20 protein-coding genes and 2 pseudogenes are annotated in these 20,887 nt (G+C 62.3%); 16 read left to right on the forward strand and 6 right to left on the reverse strand.

Features of this window, described 5'->3' with window-relative positions; translation table 11 throughout:
- Window positions 1-113 precede the first annotated feature (113 nt).
- Window positions 114-335 (forward strand): hypothetical protein, encoded by a 222-nt coding sequence (locus tag V1294_RS11310; RefSeq protein ID WP_334477813.1) that lies wholly within the window; start codon window positions 114-116, stop codon window positions 333-335.
- Between the two features lie 8 nt (window positions 336-343).
- On the opposite strand, the gene V1294_RS11315 is transcribed toward V1294_RS11310, so the two are convergent.
- Entirely contained in the window at window positions 344-559 is a 216-nt protein-coding gene (locus V1294_RS11315) for a SlyX family protein (RefSeq protein ID WP_334497097.1), read from the reverse strand.
- Window positions 552-1,304, reverse strand: coding sequence for an oxygen-dependent tRNA uridine(34) hydroxylase TrhO (gene trhO, locus V1294_RS11320; protein WP_334497099.1), 753 nt, complete (start codon window positions 1,302-1,304; stop codon window positions 552-554). Before trhO ends, V1294_RS11315 begins: the two co-directional genes overlap by 8 nt.
- Window positions 1,305-1,508: 204 nt before the next feature.
- Between trhO and ggt the strand changes: the two genes are divergently transcribed.
- The 7 genes and pseudogenes from ggt to V1294_RS11355 all read left to right on the forward strand — a co-directional run bounded on the left by ggt (window position 1,509) and on the right by V1294_RS11355 (window position 7,132).
- Window positions 1,509-3,095 (forward strand): gamma-glutamyltransferase, encoded by a 1,587-nt coding sequence (gene ggt, locus V1294_RS11325; RefSeq protein WP_334477815.1) that lies wholly within the window; start codon window positions 1,509-1,511, stop codon window positions 3,093-3,095.
- Between the two features lie 40 nt (window positions 3,096-3,135).
- Window positions 3,136-3,594: an FKBP-type peptidyl-prolyl cis-trans isomerase gene (locus V1294_RS11330; RefSeq protein WP_417021098.1), complete on the forward strand. Its 459-nt coding sequence runs from the start codon at window positions 3,136-3,138 to the stop codon at window positions 3,592-3,594.
- A gap of 22 nt (window positions 3,595-3,616) precedes the next feature.
- On the forward strand, window positions 3,617-4,597 hold the full coding sequence (locus V1294_RS11335; protein WP_334497101.1) for a D-2-hydroxyacid dehydrogenase family protein: 981 nt from the start codon (window positions 3,617-3,619) through the stop codon (window positions 4,595-4,597).
- Window positions 4,598-4,753: 156 nt separating this feature from the next.
- The gene (locus V1294_RS11340) at window positions 4,754-5,278 is read left to right on the forward strand and encodes a cupin domain-containing protein (protein ID WP_334497103.1); all 525 of its coding nucleotides are present in this window, start codon (window positions 4,754-4,756) and stop codon (window positions 5,276-5,278) included.
- Between the two features lie 45 nt (window positions 5,279-5,323).
- Window positions 5,324-6,061, forward strand: coding sequence for an enoyl-CoA hydratase/isomerase family protein (locus tag V1294_RS11345; protein ID WP_334497105.1), 738 nt, complete (start codon window positions 5,324-5,326; stop codon window positions 6,059-6,061).
- Between the two features lie 124 nt (window positions 6,062-6,185).
- Window positions 6,186-6,608 (forward strand): VOC family protein, encoded by a 423-nt coding sequence (locus V1294_RS11350; RefSeq protein ID WP_108522146.1) that lies wholly within the window; start codon window positions 6,186-6,188, stop codon window positions 6,606-6,608.
- 35 nt (window positions 6,609-6,643) lie between these two features.
- Window positions 6,644-7,132 (forward strand): annotated as a pseudogene (locus V1294_RS11355) (VOC family protein).
- Between the two features lie 176 nt (window positions 7,133-7,308).
- Here the strand turns inward: V1294_RS11355 and V1294_RS11360 are convergent.
- Both V1294_RS11360 and V1294_RS11365 read right to left on the reverse strand, forming a co-directional pair.
- A complete protein-coding gene (locus tag V1294_RS11360) occupies window positions 7,309-8,460 on the reverse strand; it encodes a hypothetical protein (protein WP_334497108.1) in 1,152 nt (383 codons plus the stop codon).
- A gap of 2 nt (window positions 8,461-8,462) precedes the next feature.
- The gene (locus tag V1294_RS11365; protein WP_442895332.1) at window positions 8,463-9,473 is read right to left on the reverse strand and encodes a FecR family protein; all 1,011 of its coding nucleotides are present in this window, start codon (window positions 9,471-9,473) and stop codon (window positions 8,463-8,465) included.
- Here V1294_RS11365 and V1294_RS11370 point away from each other — a divergent pair.
- A complete protein-coding gene (locus V1294_RS11370) occupies window positions 9,442-10,704 on the forward strand; it encodes a phospholipid carrier-dependent glycosyltransferase (RefSeq protein ID WP_334497110.1) in 1,263 nt (420 codons plus the stop codon). The genes V1294_RS11365 and V1294_RS11370 overlap by 32 nt on opposite strands.
- Before the next feature lie 121 nt (window positions 10,705-10,825).
- Window positions 10,826-12,454, forward strand: coding sequence for a response regulator (locus V1294_RS11375; RefSeq protein ID WP_334497113.1), 1,629 nt, complete (start codon window positions 10,826-10,828; stop codon window positions 12,452-12,454).
- Between the two features lie 96 nt (window positions 12,455-12,550).
- Here the strand turns inward: V1294_RS11375 and V1294_RS11380 are convergent, their stop codons facing one another.
- Window positions 12,551-13,183 (reverse strand): OmpA family protein, encoded by a 633-nt coding sequence (locus V1294_RS11380; RefSeq protein ID WP_334497115.1) that lies wholly within the window; start codon window positions 13,181-13,183, stop codon window positions 12,551-12,553.
- Between the two features lie 403 nt (window positions 13,184-13,586).
- On the opposite strand from V1294_RS11380, the gene V1294_RS11385 reads away from it, so the two are divergent.
- The 3 genes from V1294_RS11385 to V1294_RS11395 all read left to right on the forward strand — a co-directional run bounded on the left by V1294_RS11385 (window position 13,587) and on the right by V1294_RS11395 (window position 15,407).
- On the forward strand, window positions 13,587-13,868 hold the full coding sequence (locus V1294_RS11385) for a hypothetical protein (RefSeq protein WP_334497117.1): 282 nt from the start codon (window positions 13,587-13,589) through the stop codon (window positions 13,866-13,868).
- Window positions 13,869-13,920: 52 nt separating this feature from the next.
- Window positions 13,921-14,151 carry a hypothetical protein gene (locus tag V1294_RS11390; protein WP_334497119.1) on the forward strand — a complete coding sequence of 77 codons (231 nt, stop codon included), beginning with the start codon at window positions 13,921-13,923 and terminating at the stop codon, window positions 14,149-14,151.
- A gap of 77 nt (window positions 14,152-14,228) precedes the next feature.
- Window positions 14,229-15,407: a winged helix-turn-helix domain-containing protein gene (locus tag V1294_RS11395; RefSeq protein ID WP_334497121.1), complete on the forward strand. Its 1,179-nt coding sequence runs from the start codon at window positions 14,229-14,231 to the stop codon at window positions 15,405-15,407.
- Between the two features lie 32 nt (window positions 15,408-15,439).
- Here V1294_RS11395 and V1294_RS11400 read toward each other — a convergent pair whose 3' ends face one another.
- Window positions 15,440-16,744 (reverse strand): CobW family GTP-binding protein, encoded by a 1,305-nt coding sequence (locus V1294_RS11400; RefSeq protein ID WP_334497123.1) that lies wholly within the window; start codon window positions 16,742-16,744, stop codon window positions 15,440-15,442.
- On the opposite strand from V1294_RS11400, the gene V1294_RS11405 reads away from it, so the two are divergent.
- From V1294_RS11405 to V1294_RS11415, 3 genes and pseudogenes are all read left to right on the forward strand, one after another.
- Window positions 16,739-17,719, forward strand: a complete 981-nt coding sequence (locus tag V1294_RS11405; RefSeq protein ID WP_334497125.1) for a cyclase family protein — start codon at window positions 16,739-16,741, stop codon at window positions 17,717-17,719. The genes V1294_RS11400 and V1294_RS11405 overlap by 6 nt on opposite strands.
- Window positions 17,720-17,967: 248 nt before the next feature.
- The gene (locus tag V1294_RS11410; RefSeq protein ID WP_334497127.1) at window positions 17,968-19,302 is read left to right on the forward strand and encodes a serine hydrolase domain-containing protein; all 1,335 of its coding nucleotides are present in this window, start codon (window positions 17,968-17,970) and stop codon (window positions 19,300-19,302) included.
- Window positions 19,303-19,816: 514 nt separating this feature from the next.
- Window positions 19,817-20,839 (forward strand): annotated as a pseudogene (locus tag V1294_RS11415) (MFS transporter); the annotation flags it as partial.
- Window positions 20,840-20,887 lie beyond the last annotated feature (48 nt).

Raw genomic sequence — 20,887 nt, forward strand, 5'->3', positions numbered from 1 at the left:
CTGATATTTGCGCCTCTGATACACGCAGGTTCCCTCCGGGCCAAGGACGGATACCAGGGGCGAACGTGGAACCGGCGTAAAACCGCGCCGTTATCTCATCCATGGAGGTCCCGATGGCTGAGAAATTCAATCCTGCGGCGCATGACAAGCACGCCGAAGATCCCCGTGAAGCGCAGAAAGCCGACCGGGAAATCCACGAGAAGCTCGAGGCCGGGCTGGTGGACACGTTTCCGGCATCCGATCCCGTGAGCGCCGCGCAACCGGCGCCGTCGAAAGCCGATGGCGATCGTGCCAACGAAACGCTGTGGAACAAGGTCCGCGCCGTCTTCCGCTGACGCAAATCTCAGTAATGCGGCGGCGGCTCGTTCGCAGGACCCGGCGCGTTGCTTTCGGCTTCCCGAAGGCGCTCCTTCAGTTCAGCGACCTGGCGCGTCAGCCTGTCGATCTCAACCCACTGCGCGGTGATCGTCTGGTTCAGTGTCTCGATGGTCACATCCTGATAGGTCAGCCGCATTTCCAGCGCGTCGATGCGCTCGCTTAAGTCGCCGGCATCACTCATGGGAGCCATCGTTCGGTCGTCGCTGCCGCAGCCCGTGGCCCAGCGCCACACGTTCGTCGAATACAAAACACTCGCCGCGCCAGCGGCTCTCTTGCTCCGGCACGCCTTCGAGATACCGCAGGATGCCGCCCTTGAGGTGATAGACCTCACCAAACCCCAGCGCCAGCAGATAGGCGCTGGCTTTCTCGCACCGGATACCTCCGGTGCAGAACATCGCGATCCTCTTGTGCTTCGCCGGGTCGAGTTTCTCCGCGGCGAATTCCTTGAACTGCCCAAAACTCTTGATGCCGGGATCCACCGCGCCCTCGAAAGTGCCCATCGCCACCTCGAACGCATTGCGGGTGTCGATGACAAGCGTATCGGGCGCGGCAATCAGTTCGTTCCAGTCCGACGGCTCGACATAGGTCCCGACCTGCCGCGTCGGATCCGCGGTGGTATCTCCGAGCGTGACGATTTCCTTTTTCAGCCGAATCTTCAGCCGCTGGAACGGCATCTCGGTAGCGCTCGAAAACTTGAGTTCGAGATTGTCGAGCCGGCCAGCGAAGAGGGGGCCGTGCTGCAGCTCCCGGACGAACGCGTCGATGCCCTCATCGCCGCCCGCAACGGTGCCATTGATGCCCTCGTGGGCCAGCAGCACGCTACCCTTGATCCCAAGGCCTGCAGCAAGCGCGCGCAGCGGCTCGCGCAGCTCCCGGAAGTCCGGCAGGGCGGCGAATTGGTAGAGGGCGGCGACCTTGAACGGCATGGCGATCGTTTATCAGGCGGGCCGGGCAGGGGAAACCCCGCAAAGCCCTGCGTATTCCGCGTATTGCCACCGCGAGACCTTGGCATGCCAGCCATTGCCCAGTTGGGGATGAATATGCCAAAGAACCGTCTGTAAACTCACCCGATCGTCCCCAGCGGGATGCCCAAGAAATATTGAAGAAACGCTGAAAAGAAAGCACTCGCGATGAGGAATTTCCATTTCGCCGGCCGCTCCACGGTCCATGCCCAGAACGCGATGGTGGCGACGTCGCACCCGGAGGCCGCGCTTGTCGCCATCGACGTGATGCGCGCGGGCGGTACGGCTGCGGACGCCGCGGTTGCGGCCTGCGCGCTGCTCGGCGTCATCGAGCCGCAATCGACCGGCATCGGCGGCGATTGTTTTGCGCTGATCCAGCCGAAGGGCGAGGGCAAGATAACGGCCTATAACGGCTCCGGCCGCGCGCCGATGGCGGCAACGGCCGAATGGTATCTCGAGCGCAAGATCCATTCGGTGCCGCTGACATCGGCCCATGCTGTGAGCATTCCCGGCGCGATCGACGCCTGGGATACGATCCTGCGCGACCATGGCAAGATGGGGCTCGACACGCTGCTGCAGCCCGCGATCAAGGCGGCCGAAGAGGGCTATGTCGTCGCGCCGCGCATCGCCTTCGACTGGAAGAACCAGTTCGAGAAGCTGAAGAACGGCACCAACACCGAACGCTATCTTTTGCCGCACGGCAAGCCGGCGGTCGCCGGCGATGTGATCCATCAGCCGGAACTCGGCAAGACGCTGCGCGCAATCGCCAAGAACGGTCGCGACGCGTTCTATGCCGGCGAGATCGCGGCCGACATGGTGGAGACCTTGCGCGGCATCGGCGGCCTGCACACGCTGGAAGATTTCGCCGCGCATTCGACCGAAACCACGTCGCCGATCGGCACGATGTACAAGGGCCATGATGTCTGGCAGTGCCCGCCAAATGGCCCGGGCATCACCATGCTGGTGATGCTGAATATCCTCTCTCGCTTCGACCTGACGAAGTTCGCGCCGCTCAGCGTCGAGCGCTTCCATCTCGAGGCGGAAGCCGCGCGCATCGCCTACATGATGCGCGAGCAGTACATTGGCGATCCGCAGCAGGTTCATGTCGACGTTGCCGGCATTCTCGCGAAGGAATTCGCCGAGGAGCACATCAAGAATATCAGGATGGATCGGCTGCTGGATCTCCCGAATGTCGCGCCGCCGATGAATCCGTCCACGGTCTACATCACCGTGGTCGACAAGGACCGCAACGTCTGCTCGTTCATCAACTCGATCGCGCATTCCTTCGGCTCGGCGATCGTGTCCGACAAGACCGGCATCCTGCTGCAGAACCGCGCCGGCGGTTTCCGGATCCAGCCCGGCCATCCCAATTGCATCGCGCCGGGCAAGCGGCCGCTGCACACCATTATTCCCTCACTCGCCACCAAGAATGGTCGCGCGTTGATGCCGTTCGGCGTGATGGGCGGACAGTATCAGCCGGTGGGCCAGACCCGGGTGCTGACCAACATGCTCGACTATGGCTGCGACGTGCAGGAAGCCATCGATATGCCGCGCGGCCTGCATTATGAAGGCGTCTACCAGCTCGAGGACAGCGTGCCGGCCGAGATCGTCGAGGGCCTGAAGAAGATCGGCCACAAGACCACCAGCGTGGTCGGCCCGCTCGGCGGCGGCCAGGCGATCTGGATCGACTGGGACAAGGGGACGCTGACCGGCGGTTCCGATCCCCGCAAGGACGGTTGCGCGCTGGGCTATTGAGCGTCTAGAAGCTCCGTCTCTCCAAGAAGAGGTTCAACAGATGCGCTTCTCCCGACGCACGTTCATCCGGACCGCTACTGCCGCCATGGCGGCGGCGGTTGCCACGCCCGTTGCCATCAGGATGGCATCGGCCCAGACCGCAGGAAAACCCATGACCACAGCATCAGGCTTGCAGATCATCGACAGCAAGGTCGGCACCGGCGCGTCGCCGACGACCGGGCAGACCTGCGTCATGCATTATACCGGATGGCTCTACGAGAACGGCCAGAAGGGCAAGAAGTTCGACTCCTCTGTTGATCGTAACGAGCCGTTCGAGTTTCCGATCGGCCAGCGTCAGGTGATCGCCGGCTGGGACGAGGGCGTTGCCTCCATGAAAGTCGGCGGCAAGCGCACGCTGATCATTCCGCCCGCGCTTGGTTATGGTGCACGGGGCGCCGGCGGCGTCATCCCGCCGAATGCGACGTTGATGTTCGACGTCGAATTGCTGGCGGTGAAGTAACGCGCAACGGGGGAGGCGCATCGTGAAGGTCTCGATCCTCGACGATTATTTCGACACGCTGCGCACCCTCGATTGCTTCGGCAAGCTCGCCGGCCACAACGTTACCATCTGGAACGATCACGTCCAGGATATCGATGTGCTGGCGGAACGGCTGCGTGATACCGAAGCGCTGGTGCTGATCCGGGAGCGCACGCAGATTCGCACGCCGCTGCTGGAGCGCCTGCCGAAACTGAAACTGATCAGCCAGCGCAGCGTCTTTCCACATATCGATATCGAGACCTGCACCCGGCTTGGCATCGTCGTGTCGTCGAGCCAGCACGCCGACACGCCGTCTTACGCGACCGCCGAGTTCACCTGGGGCCTGATCCTGGCGGCGATGCGCGCGATCCCGCAGCAGATGGCGGCGCTCAAGGCCGGCAAATGGCAGATTGGCGTCGGCCACACGCTCCGCGGCAAGACGCTCGGCATCCATGGTTACGGGCGGATCGGCGCCGTCGTCGCCGGCTACGGCAAGGCGTTCGGCATGAACGTGCTGGTATGGGCGCGCGAACCGGCCATGGCGAAGGCCCGCGCCGACGGATACGAGACCGCCGCCAGCAAGGCTGATTTCTTCGAACGATGCGACGTGCTTTCGCTGCACATGCGCCTGGTCGATGCCACGCGCGGCATCGTCAAGGCAGAAGACCTCGCGCGCATGAAACCCTCGGCGCTCCTGGTCAATACCAGCCGTGCGCCGCTGATCGCGCCGAACGCGCTGGTCGATGCGCTGCGTGCCGGCCGGCCCGGCATGGCGGCGGTGGATGTGTACGAGAAAGAGCCGCTGCGCGACGTCAACGATCCCTTGCTGACCATGGACAATGTGGTCTGCACGCCGCATCTCGGCTATGTCTCGCGCGACGAGTACGAAATCCAGTTCACGGATATCTTTGACCAGATACTGGCCCATGCCGCGGGCACGCCGACCAATGTCGTCAATCCGGATGTGATGTCCAGACAGCGCTGATGCGCGGCAAGCGCGAGGGGGCGTGGATAGGCGAGGGACGTGCCCGGCCATGACGAAAACCGGGGCGCCCATGCGCCGCAGGCTCCCTTAATCTTCTGGTTTGCGGCCCTACTTTTCGATACCGTTCGGACCAACGATATTTCGAGAAGGCGCACAATGACCGGCACGCACGACCACAGCCATTCCCACGATCACGATCATTCGCACGGCGATACTGAGCGCTGGAAGCATGACGGCGTCCGCGTCATCCCCGGCAACCAGCTCGATCCCAACGTGCCGTCAACCGCGGGCATGGACCGCAAGGCGGCGATCAACTTCGCCCGCGTCGGCGCGCAGAAATTATGGGCGGGCACCGTGACCATCAGGCCCGACGCCAAGACCGGCGCGCATCATCACGGCCATCTCGAAAGCATCATCTATGTCGTGAAGGGCAAGGCGCGGATGCGCTGGGGCGAGCATTTGCAGTTCACCGCGGAAGCCGGCCCCGGCGATTTCATCTTCGTGCCGCCCTACGTGCCGCATCAGGAGATCAATGCCAGCCGTGACGAGGTGCTGGAATGCGTGCTGGTGCGCAGCGACGGTGAGGCGGTGGCCATCAACCTCGACATCGAGCCGGTGGAAAAGCCGGAGACCGTGCTGTGGATCGATCCGGTGCACCGCGATCCCGCCGAGAAGAAGTAAAAACAACAACCGCCGCCGCCGTGCGGATGTCGCGGGGGGAATCCTATGAAGCTTGTTCGCTACGAGAGCGCGGGCCACGTCGCCACCATCACCATGGATCGCGCTTCGGCGCACAACGCGCTCAATAATGCGTTGTGTGACGAACTGCGCGAGGCCTGGCTCCGCTTTCACGAAAGCGACGACCGCGTTGCGGTGCTCGCTTCGTCCGAAGAAAAATATTTCTCGGTCGGCGCCGATGTCAGGGATCTTCCCGTCAACATGTGGCACGCGGTGCCTGGATTGGGCGTCGAACTCGACAAGCCGGTCATCGCCGCGACATCCGGATGGGTGGTCGGCGGCGCCTTCGTGCTGGTGCAGATGGCGGACATGTGCGTGGCGTCGGAGACGACGCGCTTCATCTACCCCGAGGGCAAGATCGGCACCACCGCCGGCGGCATCTCCTCGGTGATGGCGCGTATGCCGCATAAGATCGCCATGGAGTTTTTGCTGGTCGGCGAGGAAATGTCGGCGGAGCGTGCCTGGCAGATCGGCTTCGTGAACAAGGTCGCACCGAAGGGGCAGCATGTCGCACTCGCCCAGGAGATGGCGGCCAAAATCGCCGCCAACGCGCCGCTGGTGGTCCGGGCGCTGAAGAAACTCGCCCGCGACGCCATGCCCAGGGGGCCGCTGGAAGGGGTCGCCGAGGTGCGCCGGCTGCTCGATGTCATCAGGGACAGCGAAGACCTGAAGGAAGGCGTCAAGGCGTTCGCCGAAAAGCGCAAGCCCGACTTCAAGGGCAGATAGCGGCCATTCGCCGCCGGATGCGACGGCACGCCGTTTCGTCGCCTGAAAAAAATTGAAAAAGGATGTCGGATCCGTCTCCGCGGGTTCGTCCTTGGCTTGAGCCCTTCAAAAAAAGGAACCGATTATGGCCAAAATGATCTTCGTCAACCTGCCGGTTAGCGATCTCGCCCGTTCCACCGCCTTCTATCAGGCGATCGGCGGCGAAAAGAACCCGCAATTCTCCGATGACACAGCGTCCTGCATGGTGTTTTCCGACACCATCCACGTCATGCTGCTGACCCACGACAAGTATCGGCAGTTCACCTCGAAGAAGATCGCCGACGCCAAGGCCACTAGCCAGGTCCTGATCTGCCTTTCCGCCGACAGCCGCGACGCCGTGGATGATGTGATTGGAAAGGCGCAAGGCGCGGGCGGCGGTGCAGATCCGGGTCCGAAGCAGGATTACGGCTTCATGTATGGCCGCAGCTTCGAAGATCCGGATGGTCACCACTGGGAAGTGATGTGGATGGATGTCGCTGCCGCGCAATCCGCCATGGCCCAAGCCTGATCAGTTCAAACCTGTGACACCCCGGAGTTCTCCCGATGTCCAAGATTTCCCCCTGCCTGTGGTTCAGTAGCTAGGCCGAGGAGGCCGCAAACCTGTACGTCTCACTGCTGCCCGATTCCCGGATCGAGAGAGTCCAAAAGAACACCGTTGATAGTCCTGCCGGCAAGGCCGGTTCGGTGCTGGTGGTCGAATTCACGCTGGCCGGCCAGCGGTTCATGGCGCTGAACGGCAACAAGCCATTCGACTTCACCCACGCCGTCTCGTTCAAGATCGACTGCGCCGATCAAGCCGAGGTCGATCGGCTCTGGGACGCACTGCTGGCGGACGGCGGCAAGGAAGTGCAATGCGGCTGGCTGAAGGATCGCTACGGCGTGTCGTGGCAGATCGTGCCGACCGCGGCGATGAAATATATCGGCGGTTCCGATACCGCTGGGGCCCAGCGCGCGATGCAGGCGATGATGGGCATGGTCAAGCTCGATGTCGAAGGACTGAAGTGGGCGTATGAGGGGAAGGCCGCGGCGTAGATCAGGCGCGGAATTCGTGGGGTGGGCAAAGCCACCGGGTCGCGCGGATGCGCGCCCAGCGACGAGCGCAATTGCGCTCGCACAGTGATGACAGGCTCCGCGTGCCCACCATTCACGACAACGATGCCGAGAGATGGTGGGCACGGCGCTCGCGCCTTTGCCCACCCTACATTTTCTTAATAACTGATCCGCAAACCCACGCCGCCATGAAGCGTGTTGCCGACCGGCTGCGGGCCGGCGGTGCCGTTGAGGAAGAGGTCGGCGACCCAGCCCTTGGTGATGCGGAAGCCGAGCCGGCCGCCATATTCGAACCAGCCCTGGTTGCCGATTGTGGGCACGATAGTGCCGTCGCCGGTCACGCTGGCGACGATGCCGGATCGCGACCCGAAGGATTGCACCCATCCGCCGTTGATGTTGGCCTCGACGCTTGTGCCGAACAGGTGCGTCCACTGTCCGCCGACCTTGACGAGGTTGGTACGGTCGGTGCCATCGGCGATCGAGGCGTCGAACGGATTAAAGGCCGCGGCGGGGTCCGTGTAGCCCTTCACCCGCTGCCATAGCTGCCAGACCTCGACGGAAGCCGCCACCTCATCGCGCGGCGACAGCCGACTCATCCAGCCGGCGCGGCCATAGACGGCGTAATTCTCGCTCGAGGTCGAACTTTCGAGCGATACCGCGCCGAGGCTCGTCGTGTAGCTGCGCGAGTAGCGCACCTTCTGGAATGGCGACAGGATGGTGCCGATATCGAAAAACGGCCGCGACGATCCCCAGTCAACGAAATCGTAGCGCAGCGCGAACGCGCCGATCGGCGAACTGGTGACGCGGTAGCCGCCTTCACTGTACTGGGCATAGGCGATGCCGGCGAGCAGCGACAGATTCGGCGTCAGGTTCTTGCGGCCGTGAATGCCGGCCGAAAACGAACCCGCCGAACCGAACGCGCTGATGCAATCGTTGCAATTGACCTGCTCGTTGACCCCCAGCAGCACGTTGCCGAGCACGCGGTTGGTGATCATCTGGTTGAAGCGCTGCCCGGCCAGGTCGTTGATCGACCCGGCGCCCGAACCGGTCACAGCCGCCGGCGGCGCGTTGGTGCGTGGCGTTGACGTCGGAGTCGGCGAAGCCGAGGGCATGGGGCTTGGCGTCGGCGACGGCGAAGCCGAAGGCGTCGGGGATGGGCTTGGCGTCGGCGTCGGCGGATAGCACTCGACACATTCTTCTACCGGTGTCGGCGAGGGCGACTGCGCCCACGCCGACGACTGCAGCAGCGAAAGCGATGCCATGGCTGCGAGCACGGCCGATAGAGCGAGGCTGCGCACGTGTCTTGCCATGGTCAGCGCCCGCACAGCATGCCGGTGGGGTCGCTGCCATCATCGACGATGACGGGGGCCGCGTCCGCATATTGCGTCTTGCTGCAAAGCCCTGCCGCGGCGCTGCAGGTCGCGGCAAACGTCCATGGCGGATTGTTGGTCTTCTTGATCGTCGAGCGGCCGCCGCCACCGCCTGAGGTGATGATGGCGGTGTCGCCGGGCCGGGTGAGCTGGATGCATTCAAAGCTGACCGTGCAGACCGAGGCCGCGCCGTCCTGCAGGTTGACGATGGTCTGGCCGCGCTGTGACAGGATATCGAGCGTGGTGCCGCGCACGCCGATGGTCGCCAGCGGCGTCGTGATCTTGTAGGTGGCCTTGTCCGAATGGCCGGTGACGAAACGAAACGCGCCCGACGTCATGCGCACCGCGACTTCGCGATAATGATGCTCATCGTCGAAAACGGTGCGGTCGAGCTTGAGCGTCGCGTTGGGTCCGAGCGAGAGGTTGGTGCTGTCGGCCATCACCAGACGCGTTGCGCTGTCGATCCCGGTGCGCACGGTTTCGTCACGAACCAGTCCATCGCCGACCTTGATCTGAATGGTCGAAGGTCCGGCAACGCGGAGTACTTCATTCTTGACGACAGCCGCTTCGCCGACGCGCGTTTGCGCACACGCGGGAGCAGCCAACGCAGTTACCAGGCCAGCAGTTACCAAGCCAATGGCAAATAGCAAACGAAAGCATTTACAGAAATTCATTTCAAAGCCGATCGATTTATCCCGACATCGCACCGGATCGCGCGCGTGCGATGTGGCAGAATTATCACTTGCGTGGCCTACTCGCCGGTCGGTTAGTGATTGCGGAATCGAAATGCGTTCAATGCGATGGACATAAAAATCTGGAGCCATCACACTCAATTTTGCCGCAATGTCATTTTGTCCCTGATTCAGTGTCAGATTGTCCGTGAAGCAAGCAACTCCATTACATTCTGTTCTGCCCGCTTCGATGATGCGCACGGGTGTCATCGCGGCAGTCATTTTTGTTCTCGCGCATTTCGCGATGCTGATCGGCGTCACCACGCCGGAGAAATTCTATTTCGACGAGGTGCATTACGTGCCGGCTGCGCGGCAGATGCTCGAGCCGGTGATGCCACAGCCGATGCTCAACCCGATGCATCCGCCGCTCGCCAAGCAGTTCATCGCGCTATCGATCCACTCGCTCGGCGACGGGCCGCTGGGCTGGCGCTATCCGGGTGTCCTGTTCGGATCGCTCGCGATCGTCGCGGTGTATCTGTGCGGCCTGGCGCTGTTCGCGGCGCAAGGGCCGGCCATCGCCGCGAGCCTGCTCGCCTTTTTCAACCAGATGCTGTTCGTGCAATCGCGGATCGCGATGCTGGATATTTTCGCGCTCACCTTCAGCCTGTTCGCGATCGCGGCGTTCATCCATGGCTTTCGAAAGCAGCGGCCGCATCTGTGGTTCGCGCTTGCCGGCATCGGCTTCGGCCTGTCAACCGCTTGCAAATGGAGCGGGCTGTTCGTGCTCGCGGTCTGCATCGTCATCGTCGCCGTGATCCGCCTGATGCAGAGCTGGCGTACTCAATTCGCCGACGCCCGGCCCGATGACTGGTACCGGCCCGATCTTTGGCCTGGCTTCAAGGCCTGGCATTTCACCGCGTGCTTCATTTTGATTCCGGCCGCCGTCTATCTCGCGACATTCATTCCGCTGTACGGATTTTCCGTCCCGGATATTCTGGAAGCGCAACGGCGGATCTTTGGCGATAACACCACGACCGCGATCGCGGGCCACACCTATATGAGTTCATGGCCGTCCTGGCCGTTCCTGGTGCGCCCGGTCTGGTATCTCTTCGACAAGATCGGCGACGACCGGATCGCCGCCGTGGTCTTCCTCGGCAGTCCGCTGATCCTGTGGCCGGCGCTGATTGCGGTCGCGATCTGCCTGCGCGACTGGATCGTGACGCGGCGCCTGGATGCATTCCTGGTGCTGGCGTTCTACTTCGGTCCTTATCTCGCCTGGGCGCTGCTGCCGCGAACGTTAGGGTTTATTTACTATTACCTGCCGGCCGCGACGTCGGCGAGCTTTGCGCTGGTGTATGCCTTGAAACGCGGCAGCATGCCGGGATGGCTGCTATGGGCCTATGTTGCGATCGGTTTTGCCGGTTTTGTCGTAATGTTGCCGATATCGGCCGCGTTCATAGGTACCTCGATGGCGACGTTCAGCCGCCTGATGATCTTCCAGAATTGGATCTGAGACCGCCCAAGACGCTTAACGAGTAGTTACCCGGCAAGTCTACTTGTACGGGTCATTGGCTCGCCGTAGATTCGTCGTTGCGTTGAGTCTTGTCGGATTCCCGCTCAAAGGAACGACTGGCATGTGGGCCTTCTTCGAACGTCTGCTCGATTCATCGATGTTCGCACCGCACGGAATATGCCTGCTGTGGGAACCGCAACTGATCTGGCTGCACGTCGCGTCGGATGTTGTCATTGCTTCTGCCTATTTTTCCATTCCCGTGGCGCTGTCGATCTTCGTCTCGAAACGCCGCGACGTCGATTTCGGATGGGTGTTCTGGGCGTTCGCGCTCTTCATCATGGCGTGCGGCGTCGGACACGTGATGTCGATCGTCACGCTTTGGTATCCGGTCTACGGCATCGAAGGCATCGTCAAGGCGATGACGGCCGCGGCGTCGATCGTGACGGCGGCGATGCTGTGGCCGCTGTTGCCGAAGGTGCTGGCGTTGCCCTCGCCGTCGCAGCTTCGTGCCGCTGAAGTGGCCCTGGCGCAGGAAGGCATGTACCGCGAAGCTGAAGACATGCTTCGGCAGTCGCAGAAGATGGAAGCGATCGGACAATTGACCGGCGGCGTGGCGCACGATTTCAACAATCTGCTCACGATCATCAGCGGCAATCTCGAGATCGCCGATCGCTGCCTGCAGACATGGAGCGAGGCCGCGCGCGAGCGGTTGATGCGGGTGATCGCCAACGCCGCGAACGGCGCGCAGCGCGCGGCGATGCTGACGCAGCGCTTGCTGGCGTTTGCGCGGAGGCAGCCGCTCGTTCCCAAACTGACCAATGTCGGTCAATTGATCGGCGGCATGTCGGATTTCTTCAGGCGTACGCTGGGCGAGAACGTCGATCTCGAGGTCGTGGAGGGAGCCGGCCTATGGCAGATCGAGGTCGACCCTAGCCAGTTGGAAGCGGCGATTCTCAATCTTGTCGTCAACGCCAAGGACGCCATGAACGCCAGTAATGCCAAAATCTCGGGCGCGATGGCCAACAGCGGCAAGCTGAAGATCGAAACCAGCAACGTTTCCGTCGACGAGGGCTATCGGCAACAGAACGCAGGCGTGCCGGCCGGGCAATATGTATTGATCGTGGTGAGCGATACCGGTTCTGGAATGCCGCGGGAAGTCCAGGAGAAAGCGTTCGATCCGTTTTTCACGACCAAGCAACCGGGGCAGGGCACCGGCCTCGGATTGAGCCAGGTCTATGGCTTCGTCAAGCAATCCGGCGGCGAGATCAAGATATACAGCAAGGTCGGGCACGGAACCACAATCAGGATCTACCTGCCGCGCGCCGCTACCGCTCCCGAGACCGTCGGACAGAGCGAGGCGCCTCTGGTCGGCAGTTCGGGGAGCGAGACCGTCCTGGTCGTCGAGGACGAATACGATGTGAGGTCGTATCTGGTCGAGACGCTAAAGGACCTGAACTACCGGGTTCGCGAGGCGGCGAACGGGGCCGCCGCGCTGACACAGTTCGACGCCAATCCGTTCCGGATCGATCTGTTGCTGACCGACATCGTGATGCCTGGCCTGAACGGCCGCGAGCTGGCCGATCAACTGCATCATCGCCAATCCGGCCTGAGGGTCTTGTTCATGACCGGGTATTCGCGGGATGCGATCGTGCATCAGGGCCGGCTGGATGCCGGCGTGTCACTGCTGCAGAAGCCCGTTACCCAGGCCTTGCTGGCGGCAAGGATCCGGGAAATTCTCGACAAGTCGTAGATTGCCACGGACGGCGGGCCGTCATGTCGTGTATCGCGATCGCGGCAAATGAAAATCCGCCTGCCGCAAGCGGCAGGCGGATTGGCCATCAAGACCTCACTTGGACGCGGTCTTGGTGTCCATGTTGACGACCTGAACGCGGCGGTTGGCCGGGTCCATCGGCGCATTCGCATCCTTCGGCTTGGTCTTGCCGTAACCGACAGTTACGAGATTGGAGCCGGTGATGCCGTACCTCTCGGTCAGGTACTTCTTGATCGTGTCGGCGCGGCGCTCGGACAGATCCTGGTTATACGCCTCGCCGCCGATCGCGTCGGTATGACCGGCAACCACGAAGGTCGAACCCTTCAGGCTCGCATCGGAGAGCGCCTTGCCGAGTTCCTGCACGGCGCTCACCGAGCCCTTGCTGATGTCGGCCGAGTTGTAGTCGAACTGGATTTCGAGATCGATCTTCGGCTTGCTCGCGGCAAGTTCCGCAATCTCCTGGCGCTCGCCGAGCGACAGCGACCGCGTCTTGCGGTTGCGCAGCGTGTTGACGAAGGTCGTTTCCTTAGCCTGTACGGCGGCGTCCACCGGCTGCTGCGGGCCGGTCGAAAGGCCGCGGGTTACGCCCGGCTTCGGCTTCAGGGCGTCCAGGATTTTATCGGCCGAGACGGTGTCGCCGGCGACAGCGAGGCCCGCTGTCATCGACAGCGCGGCGCTGATAGTCATGATCGAAAGGTAGCGGGTCATTGTCTTAATCCTCACTGTTAACGCCTTGCAAAGCTGGCGTGCATGACGTTTTGATGCTGCGAAGATAGGACGGGTTCAAAATGGGCAATGTGATTCAAGTCACATTGATAACGCCAGCTTTCTGACTAGGGCTGGCTTTGAGCCGGCATCGCAGGGTGTTTGACGCCGATACGCCGTCATTTTACGTCTCGCGGCATCTTCGGCAGACCAATCATCCAATCTTGCTTGCGTGATTTGAATCTCGATCAGCGACCGGAAGCAGGTCCGCCTCTCCCGCAGGCCTACCCAGGCCGGAACCGTCTTAGCCTCAACCGCAACCCGCTGCCGCGATGCGCCGCCTGGCCGGCCTCCAATTTCGAGATCAGGGCTTTCGGCAAGTTCGGTGGAGGCAACTCGCGCTGCGTTGCGCGGCGATCTCAATGTCGCGCAGCACAACGCACTGCAGTGGCAGGACGGTGCGGGCTGGCATCCGGAGTTTTGCGGGACAAGCGACCGCTGCATCACTTCCCGCAGCTCGCTTCAGAAAAGAAAAACTGTGTGCCGTCGCGCCAGCGCCGATCTGTGGACAACAAATCGGCAAGATGCGCGTCTAGCAGATTCGCTCGCAAAGAAATCTGAAGAAGAATTGGTTCAGGGCAACCAAACGGGCGGGGCGGGTGTTACAGTCAGTCAAACGTCAGCGTGAGTACCAAGGTTATCGTACCAGCGCATCGGAGCCAGCCGGTTCCGGAAGTTCAATGCCAACACTGATCGGCGCGGCGATGATCGCCGCTGCAATTTTGTTGTCGACGCTGATCAACGCGCTCGGCAGCCGCTACGCCGGGTTCGAAAGCCCGACGGAGGAGAGCGCGTGGCTGGTCGATCGTCTGACCGGCACCGTCTACAAATGCAGTGCGCCCCAGCCCGGCCGCGCCTCTTGTGAGGCCGAGATCGCAACCGGCAGTGTCGGGGAACGCCCGAAGCGGTGAGGTGAATTCGCGCCGCGAGCCGGCGACCATGGAACCGGGACTCCCCCTGCGCGCGAATCCCGCTACATTGCCGCGCAATGCCCCGCGCGACTGAACCCCGACCCCTGACCAAGACCGAGGCCCGGCGAATCTGGCTGCAGGCCCAGCGGCTCGATACGATCGGGCCGTTCGGCGCCGGGCCGCAGGCGGTTGCGGCGGCGGTGGACCATCTCGGCTATGTGCAGATCGACACCATTCACGTCATCGAGCGCTGCCATCACCACATTCTCTATAGCCGCATCCCGGCCTACGCCCGCGCCGACCTGCGCCAGGCGCAGAGCGTCGACAAGAGCGTGTTCGAATACTGGACGCATGCGCTGTCCTATGTGCCGGCGAAGGATTTTCGTTTCTTCGTCCCGGCGATGCGGGAACACCGGCGCGAGGGCCACCGATGGTTCGCTTCCGTCAAGCCGGAGGACACCCGCAAGGTGATGCGGCTGTTGCGGCGTGACGGCGCGCTGACGATCCGCGACATCGAGGATGACGTTCTGACCGAGAAGGAACATCTCTGGCAGAGCCGCAAACCCTCGAAGCGGGCGCTGCAGCTTGCCTTCTACACCGGCGAGGTGACGATCTCCGAACGAACCGGCATGCTCAAGACCTATGAGCTGATGACGCGGCATTTCGGCTGGGACAAGCCGCCGAAGCCGGCTCCCTCGGCGGAAATCACCGCCTACCTGCTCGACCGCGCGTTACGTTCGCAAGGCGTCGTCAGCCTCGATTCCATCTGCCATCTCGACGCGCCGAGCAAGGGGGCGGTGCGGCGATTGATCGACGCGCGGGTGCGGCGCGGGGAATTGGCGCCGGTCGCGCTTGAAGGTGCCGGCAAGCAGGAGCATTGGGTCCAGCCGGAAGTACTGGAGGCGAATGGGGCGGTGCCGGGTGGCGAGGGCGATGGCCTGGTGCACATCCTCTCGCCGTTCGATCCGCTTGTTATCCAGCGCAAGCGCACCGAATTGTTCTTCGATTACGGCCACCGCTTCGAGGCCTATGTGCCGAAGGAAAAACGCCTGTTCGGCTATTTCGCGCTCCCGGTTCTGGTCGGCGAAGATATCGTCGCCGCCATCGACCTGAAGACCGATCGCCAGAACAAGAAGTTGCTGATGCAGAAATGGAGCTGGGTCGGCAAGGGCGCGGCGCGGAGCGCGCGCAAGGATTACAAGCGCCGCATCGAGGAAGAACTTGATCGTTTCGAGCGGTTTCAGCTGGCGGAGTAGGGTATCCGTTCGGGAACCCGGCCCCGGCTGGTTCAAGCTGCCGCGCGGCCTGCCTGCCATAGCGCGAGCACCTCTTCGCGCGCGATGCCGCGGGTAATGAACACGATGCGCGAGCGGCGGTCGGCGTCGGGCCATTCGGGGAGTGCCACCGGCGGATGGAAGACATGGTGGACGCCGTGGATCACTATTGGCGTCGGCTCCCCGCGGAGATTGAGAATGCCCTTGACCCGTAGCAGGTCCTCGCCGCGCATGCTGCGAAGATACGCGAGCCAATGCGAAACGGCCATCCAGTCGAGCGGTTCGTCGAACGCGAGCACGAAGCTGGTGATCCCTGTATCGTGGCTGTGATGGGCGTGATGGCCACGATTGGCGTGGTCGTGGTGCTCGTGCGCCGGCTCGCAGGATCCTGCGAACGCCTGCTCGTTGAGCCAGCGCCCAACGTCGATCGCTTTTTTCTCGGGATCGACCAGGCCGGCACCGAATAACCCCGCCGGATCGATCTCGCCATGCATCACGCTCTCGATCCTGGCACCGGGGTTGAGCCGACGGAGACGCGACTCCAATGCGACAATGTTGCTGACCAAATCACGCTTGGTGATCAACAGCCGATCGGCAAGCGCCACCTGCTTCACCGCTTCATATTGATGGTCGAGCTGATGAACTGCATTGGCGGCATCCACCGTCGTCACGACGGTATCGAGCCGCAGGAAATGCGAGACCAATGGATTGTTCAGCAGGAGCTGCACGATCGGCGCAGGATCTGCCAGACCCGTGGTCTCGACGAGAATACGACGAAATGGCGGCACCTCGCCGCGATCACGTTTCACCAGGAGCGTGCGCAGCGTCTCCTCGAGGTCGCTGCGGATTGTGCAGCAAATACAACCGCTCGCGAGTACAGCCACCTCGCCATCGACGCGCTCGACGAGGAGATGGTCGAGACTGACTTCCCCGTATTCGTTGATAACGACAGCGCTGTCCCTCATGGCGTCGTGGCGCAGCAAGCGATTGAGCAGCGTGGTCTTGCCGCTGCCGAGAAAGCCGGTGATCAACGATACCGGCAGCCGGTCGGCTGACTTGTCGTTCTCGAAGAGGCTCATCGGCGCCCTCACTTCAATCGTCTTATTTTTGTCGCTGGACAGCAGCCTAGCGGAGGAGGAGCATGCCGAAAATAATTTTTTAAGCCCAGCGTCTGGGCACAACCCTGGGAGGGAACGATGGACGACGAAGTCAGGGACGAAGAGCAGAAAGGCGGGATGGCGGCAACCGATCGCCGGACGTTGCTTCGCACAGCCGGCCTGGCCGGTGCTGCGGGGGCGGCGCTCGCGGGCGCGATGCATGGCAAGTTCTCGCTCGCGCCGGTTACCACAGCGCAGGCGCAGTCCACCGCCGCCATGCCCAAGGGTGTCGACAAGCCATGGTGGCCCTCGAAATGGGGCAAGGACGACGAGGCCGGCGCATCCAACCACATCACGCCGGCGAAGGTCCTCGACGCGGCGAAATGGATCAAAGACGGCAAGATCTACAAGATCGGACGCGTTTACGAGCAGGGCATGCCGCTGTTTGGCGCGCGTGCGTTCTCGCTGCGCATTCCCGGTGGTCCGACCGGCGGCCCGTTCGGCGACAACAAGCTTGTGTATCATGACGATTTTCTTGCCACTGAGATCAGCCAGACCGGCACGCAATTCGACGGCCTCGGTCATATCGGCATCCAGATGGGCAAGGACGGCGACAAGAGCGAGATGCGGTTCTACAACGGCTTCACCGCCGCAGAGATCAGCGACGCATACGGTCTCAAGAAGCTCGGCGCCGAGAAGCTGAAGCCGCTCTTCACCCGCGCTCATCTGATCGACATGGTCGCGCTCAAGGGCGGGATGATGGACGCCGGTCAGGAGATTACTACAGCCGACATCAAGGCGGCGCTGCAGAAGCAGAACATCCCCGAGAGCGACATCAAGGCCGGGGACGCGATCATGTTCCATACGGGCTGGGGCTCGCTGTGGATGAAAAACAATGATCGCTTTAACAGCGGAGAGCCGGGCATCGGCCTCGACGCTGCCCGATGGGTGATCGAAAAGGACCTCGCGCTCACCGCGGCCGACACCTGGGCGGTCGAGGTGGTCCCGAATCCCGACAAGTCGCTCGCCTTCGCGGTCCATGCCGAGCTGCAGACGAAGCACGGCATCCTCAACCACGAGAACCTGATATTCGACGAGCTCGTTGCCGAGAAGAAGTACCAGTTCGTCTATTGCTTCACCCCGGCTCCAATCAAGGGCGCCACGGGAAGCAACGGCTCTCCGATCGCGATCACGTGACCAGGGCGCATCTGCGCGTGGGCGGACTTCCCGCCCACGCCGGCACTACGGGCTTCGGCGTCGAAGCGGCCGCCCAATGAGTGTTGCCCGGACGGGGCTCAACACCAGAACGAGTTGCTGCCGGGCAGCGTTCTCCGTTGCGAATGGCAGCCTGGGCAATAGCCGACTCCATGTCCCAAGGCGACGATGTCAGATAAGATCGTTGCCAGATCGAGCGAACTCGCAAAAAACGGTCAGGGAGAAACGTCATGTCTAGGTGGAAAATATTAGCAGCGACGACGGCATTGGCTGCGATGGTGCTCGCCACGACAGTGTCGCTACCAGCCTGCGCACGCGAACTCCAGCCTCTCGCCACGGCAACGCCTGAACAGGTGGGGATGTCGCCCGAGCGCCTTGGGCGCATTACCTCAATGCTAAAGAAGGAGATTGCCGACGGTAAGTTGCCAGGGGCGGTAGTCATGGTCGCCCGCAAGGGGAAGATCGTCTATTCGGACGCCATCGGCTTCCAGGACAAGGGCGCGAATACGCCGATGAAGCCCGACTCGATTTTCCGCATTTACTCAATGACGAAGCCGCTTGTTTCGGTGGCGGCAATGATGCTGGTCGAAGATGGCGTCATCCAGCTGACCGATCCCATCTCCAAATTCCTGCCAGCCTTCAAGGACATGCAAGTGAGTGTGGCAACCCCCGGACCCGATGGTAAGGCCACCTACACCAACGTTCCGGCTGCGAGGCCGATCATCGTGCAGGACCTTCTGCGGCACAGCGCGGGTCTCGCCTATGCGGAGATTACCAAGAACGAGCCCGTGAAGACGGCCTACGTCGAGGCTAAGTTCTCCCAGCCGGGCGTCCACGAGTACGACTCCCGCGGCATGACACCGGCCGAGCAAGTCGAGCGCATCGCCAAGGTGCCCTTGATTCACCAGCCCGGCACGATGTGGGAATACAGCATGGCTGTCGATATTCTCGGCCGTGTCGTCGAGGCTGCGTCGGGCAAGCGGCTTGCCGTCTTTTTGGATGAGCGGATGTTCACGCCGCTCAAGATGGTAGACACGAGTTTTTGGCTTCCTGCGTCAAAGATGCCGCGCCTCGCGCAACCATTGCCGGTCGACCCGGCGTCGGGCCAGAAAGTAAGCGTAATCGATGTGTCTGCGGAGCCGGGGAACGATTCCGGCGGCGCCGGAGGTCTTTCAACCGCCAATGATTATTTGCGGTTCGGACAGATGCTAATGAATGGTGGCGAGCTCGACGGTGTGCGCGTGATGAGCCGCTCCACCATCAAACTGATGACCTCAGACCATCTCGGCACGCGCGTCGCAGCACCATTGCAGCCGGGTGAGCTTCTGCTGGGTACGCCGGGCTATACATTCGGCCTGGGCTTTGCAGTGCGCCAGAATGACGGGATTGCTGGCGTGTCCGGCTCCGCGGGCGAGTTCATGTGGGCTGGTTACGCCGGCACTTACTTCTGGGTAGATCCCAAGGAAGAGATCGTCGGTGTATACATGACACAGGCACCGAGCCCGATACGCGCGTACTACCGCAAGATGTTCAAGTCGCTCGTCTATCAGGCACTCGTCGACTGAAGTCGTCACCCTATCCCCCGTCGGACTCCGAATAGCGAGGCAGCGGCTTCTCGCTGCCTCGCTATTCAATATCCGAGCAGATGTGAGCCCGGCTTCGACCGCCGAGGCTTGAGCACCGCTCTTACCACGACATGAACTCTGACCCGCGACGGGTCAAGGTATTGAATACCAAAGCTCCGAAGGCGAGCAGGCCGGATTCATTTTAGATTCTGCCCTCGGGCAAGATACGCCACACCAGCTGCGGCCCCTTAGCATGATGCACATTTGGAGACGCTGCTGCGACCGGTCTGCACATCCTGACCTGTCCCGCTTGGGAATTCGCAGGACATTCGCTTGTGGCGGCACTTTTCGGACCTCACGCGATGTCCGACTTGCGCCCGGAATACGCACCAAAGCGGAGGTCCGCCGACCAGTCTGAATTTATGGGTTTGCGCCCTCGTTCGCCCGGCCCGCCTGATACTGGTGGCGCATCGAGGCTTTCCACAACAAGCCCCTCGTCCACGGAATGCCCCGCATCATCTCGGCCGCGATGGCGATGGTGAGCGGCGAGTTGAGCTTTTACGTGCTGCGTTTCCTGCTCGGCGTCGCGGAGGCCGGTTTCTTTCCCGGTATCATTCTTTATCTGACCTATTGGTACCCGGCTGAATATCGCGCACGGTTCCTCGCCGCCTTCGCCATCGCCGTTCCCGTCTCCACCGTGATCGGCGCGCCGGTCTCGGGGCTGCTGCTTGGGCTCGACGGCGTGATGGGCCTGAAGGGATGGCAATGGCTGTTTATCCTCGAAGGCATCCCCTCGGTGCTGCTCGGCATCGTCACCTGGTTCTATCTGACCGACCGGCCCGAAAAGGCGGACTGGCTCACAAAAGAGCAGAAGGCATGGCTCGCGGCGAAGCTGCAGGCAGAGATCGCGGCCAAACAGGCGGCAAAACACCTGACGCTCGGGGAGGCGCTGTCCTCGCCGAAAGTGATCACGTTGAGCCTGATCTATTTCGGCTTCGTCGGCGCGCTCTACGGCATGCAATTCTGGCTGCCGCAGATCGTAAAGGCTTTTGGCCTCACCAACGCGCAGACCGGCTTCGTCACGGCGATCCCCTATCTGTTCGGCACCATCGCCATGATCCTGTGGGCGCGGCACTCCGATGCCACGCGCGAGCGCGTCGCCCATGTCGGCGGGCCGCTATTGCTCACCGCCGTTGCGCTTGGTGTCTCCAGCTACATTACCGATCCCGCCATCACCATGATCGTGCTGACGGTCGCCGCTATCGGGATCTTCTGCACCTTTGCAGTGTTCTGGACCCTGCCGACAGCATGGCTGTCCGGCACGGCCGCGGCCGGCGGGATCGCGCTGATCAATTCGATCGGCAACCTCGCGGGTTTCGGCGGGCCGTACCTGATCGGCTGGGTGAAGGAAGCGACCGGCAACACCTCGACGGGATTGCTGTTGCTGTCGCTATTGCCGCTCGCGGCGGGCCTGCTCGTCTTCCTTGGTGGCCACGAGACGAAGACGGAGTTCGCCGGCGTGGGGAAGGCGCGATAGCGCACTCTCTATCCGTCGCCCCCGCGGACGCGGGAGCCCACAGGCCGC

Origin of the sequence: Bradyrhizobium sp. AZCC 1678, assembly GCF_036924765.1 — a bacterium.
GTDB classification, from domain to species: Bacteria; Pseudomonadota; Alphaproteobacteria; order Rhizobiales; family Xanthobacteraceae; genus Bradyrhizobium; species Bradyrhizobium algeriense.

What these genes read in the sequence shown, in the direction of transcription:
- V1294_RS11310 (WP_334477813.1), top strand. Translation starts at nt 114, where the DNA reads ATGGCTGAGAAATTCAATCCTGCGGCGCATGACAAGCACGCCGAAGAT.
- V1294_RS11315 (WP_334497097.1), bottom strand. Translation starts at nt 559, where the DNA reads ATGAGTGATGCCGGCGACTTAAGCGAGCGCATCGACGCGCTGGAAATG.
- trhO (WP_334497099.1), bottom strand. Translation starts at nt 1,304, where the DNA reads ATGCCGTTCAAGGTCGCCGCCCTCTACCAATTCGCCGCCCTGCCGGAC.
- ggt (WP_334477815.1), top strand. Translation starts at nt 1,509, where the DNA reads ATGAGGAATTTCCATTTCGCCGGCCGCTCCACGGTCCATGCCCAGAAC.
- V1294_RS11330 (WP_417021098.1), top strand. Translation starts at nt 3,136, where the DNA reads ATGCGCTTCTCCCGACGCACGTTCATCCGGACCGCTACTGCCGCCATG.
- V1294_RS11340 (WP_334497103.1), top strand. Translation starts at nt 4,754, where the DNA reads ATGACCGGCACGCACGACCACAGCCATTCCCACGATCACGATCATTCG.
- V1294_RS11345 (WP_334497105.1), top strand. Translation starts at nt 5,324, where the DNA reads ATGAAGCTTGTTCGCTACGAGAGCGCGGGCCACGTCGCCACCATCACC.
- V1294_RS11350 (WP_108522146.1), top strand. Translation starts at nt 6,186, where the DNA reads ATGGCCAAAATGATCTTCGTCAACCTGCCGGTTAGCGATCTCGCCCGT.
- V1294_RS11360 (WP_334497108.1), bottom strand. Translation starts at nt 8,460, where the DNA reads ATGGCAAGACACGTGCGCAGCCTCGCTCTATCGGCCGTGCTCGCAGCC.
- V1294_RS11370 (WP_334497110.1), top strand. Translation starts at nt 9,442, where the DNA reads ATGATGCGCACGGGTGTCATCGCGGCAGTCATTTTTGTTCTCGCGCAT.
- V1294_RS11365 (WP_442895332.1), bottom strand. Translation starts at nt 9,473, where the DNA reads ATGACTGCCGCGATGACACCCGTGCGCATCATCGAAGCGGGCAGAACA.
- V1294_RS11375 (WP_334497113.1), top strand. Translation starts at nt 10,826, where the DNA reads ATGTGGGCCTTCTTCGAACGTCTGCTCGATTCATCGATGTTCGCACCG.
- V1294_RS11380 (WP_334497115.1), bottom strand. Translation starts at nt 13,183, where the DNA reads ATGACCCGCTACCTTTCGATCATGACTATCAGCGCCGCGCTGTCGATG.
- V1294_RS11390 (WP_334497119.1), top strand. Translation starts at nt 13,921, where the DNA reads ATGCCAACACTGATCGGCGCGGCGATGATCGCCGCTGCAATTTTGTTG.
- V1294_RS11395 (WP_334497121.1), top strand. Translation starts at nt 14,229, where the DNA reads ATGCCCCGCGCGACTGAACCCCGACCCCTGACCAAGACCGAGGCCCGG.
- V1294_RS11405 (WP_334497125.1), top strand. Translation starts at nt 16,739, where the DNA reads ATGCATGGCAAGTTCTCGCTCGCGCCGGTTACCACAGCGCAGGCGCAG.
- V1294_RS11400 (WP_334497123.1), bottom strand. Translation starts at nt 16,744, where the DNA reads ATGCATCGCGCCCGCGAGCGCCGCCCCCGCAGCACCGGCCAGGCCGGC.
- V1294_RS11410 (WP_334497127.1), top strand. Translation starts at nt 17,968, where the DNA reads ATGTCTAGGTGGAAAATATTAGCAGCGACGACGGCATTGGCTGCGATG.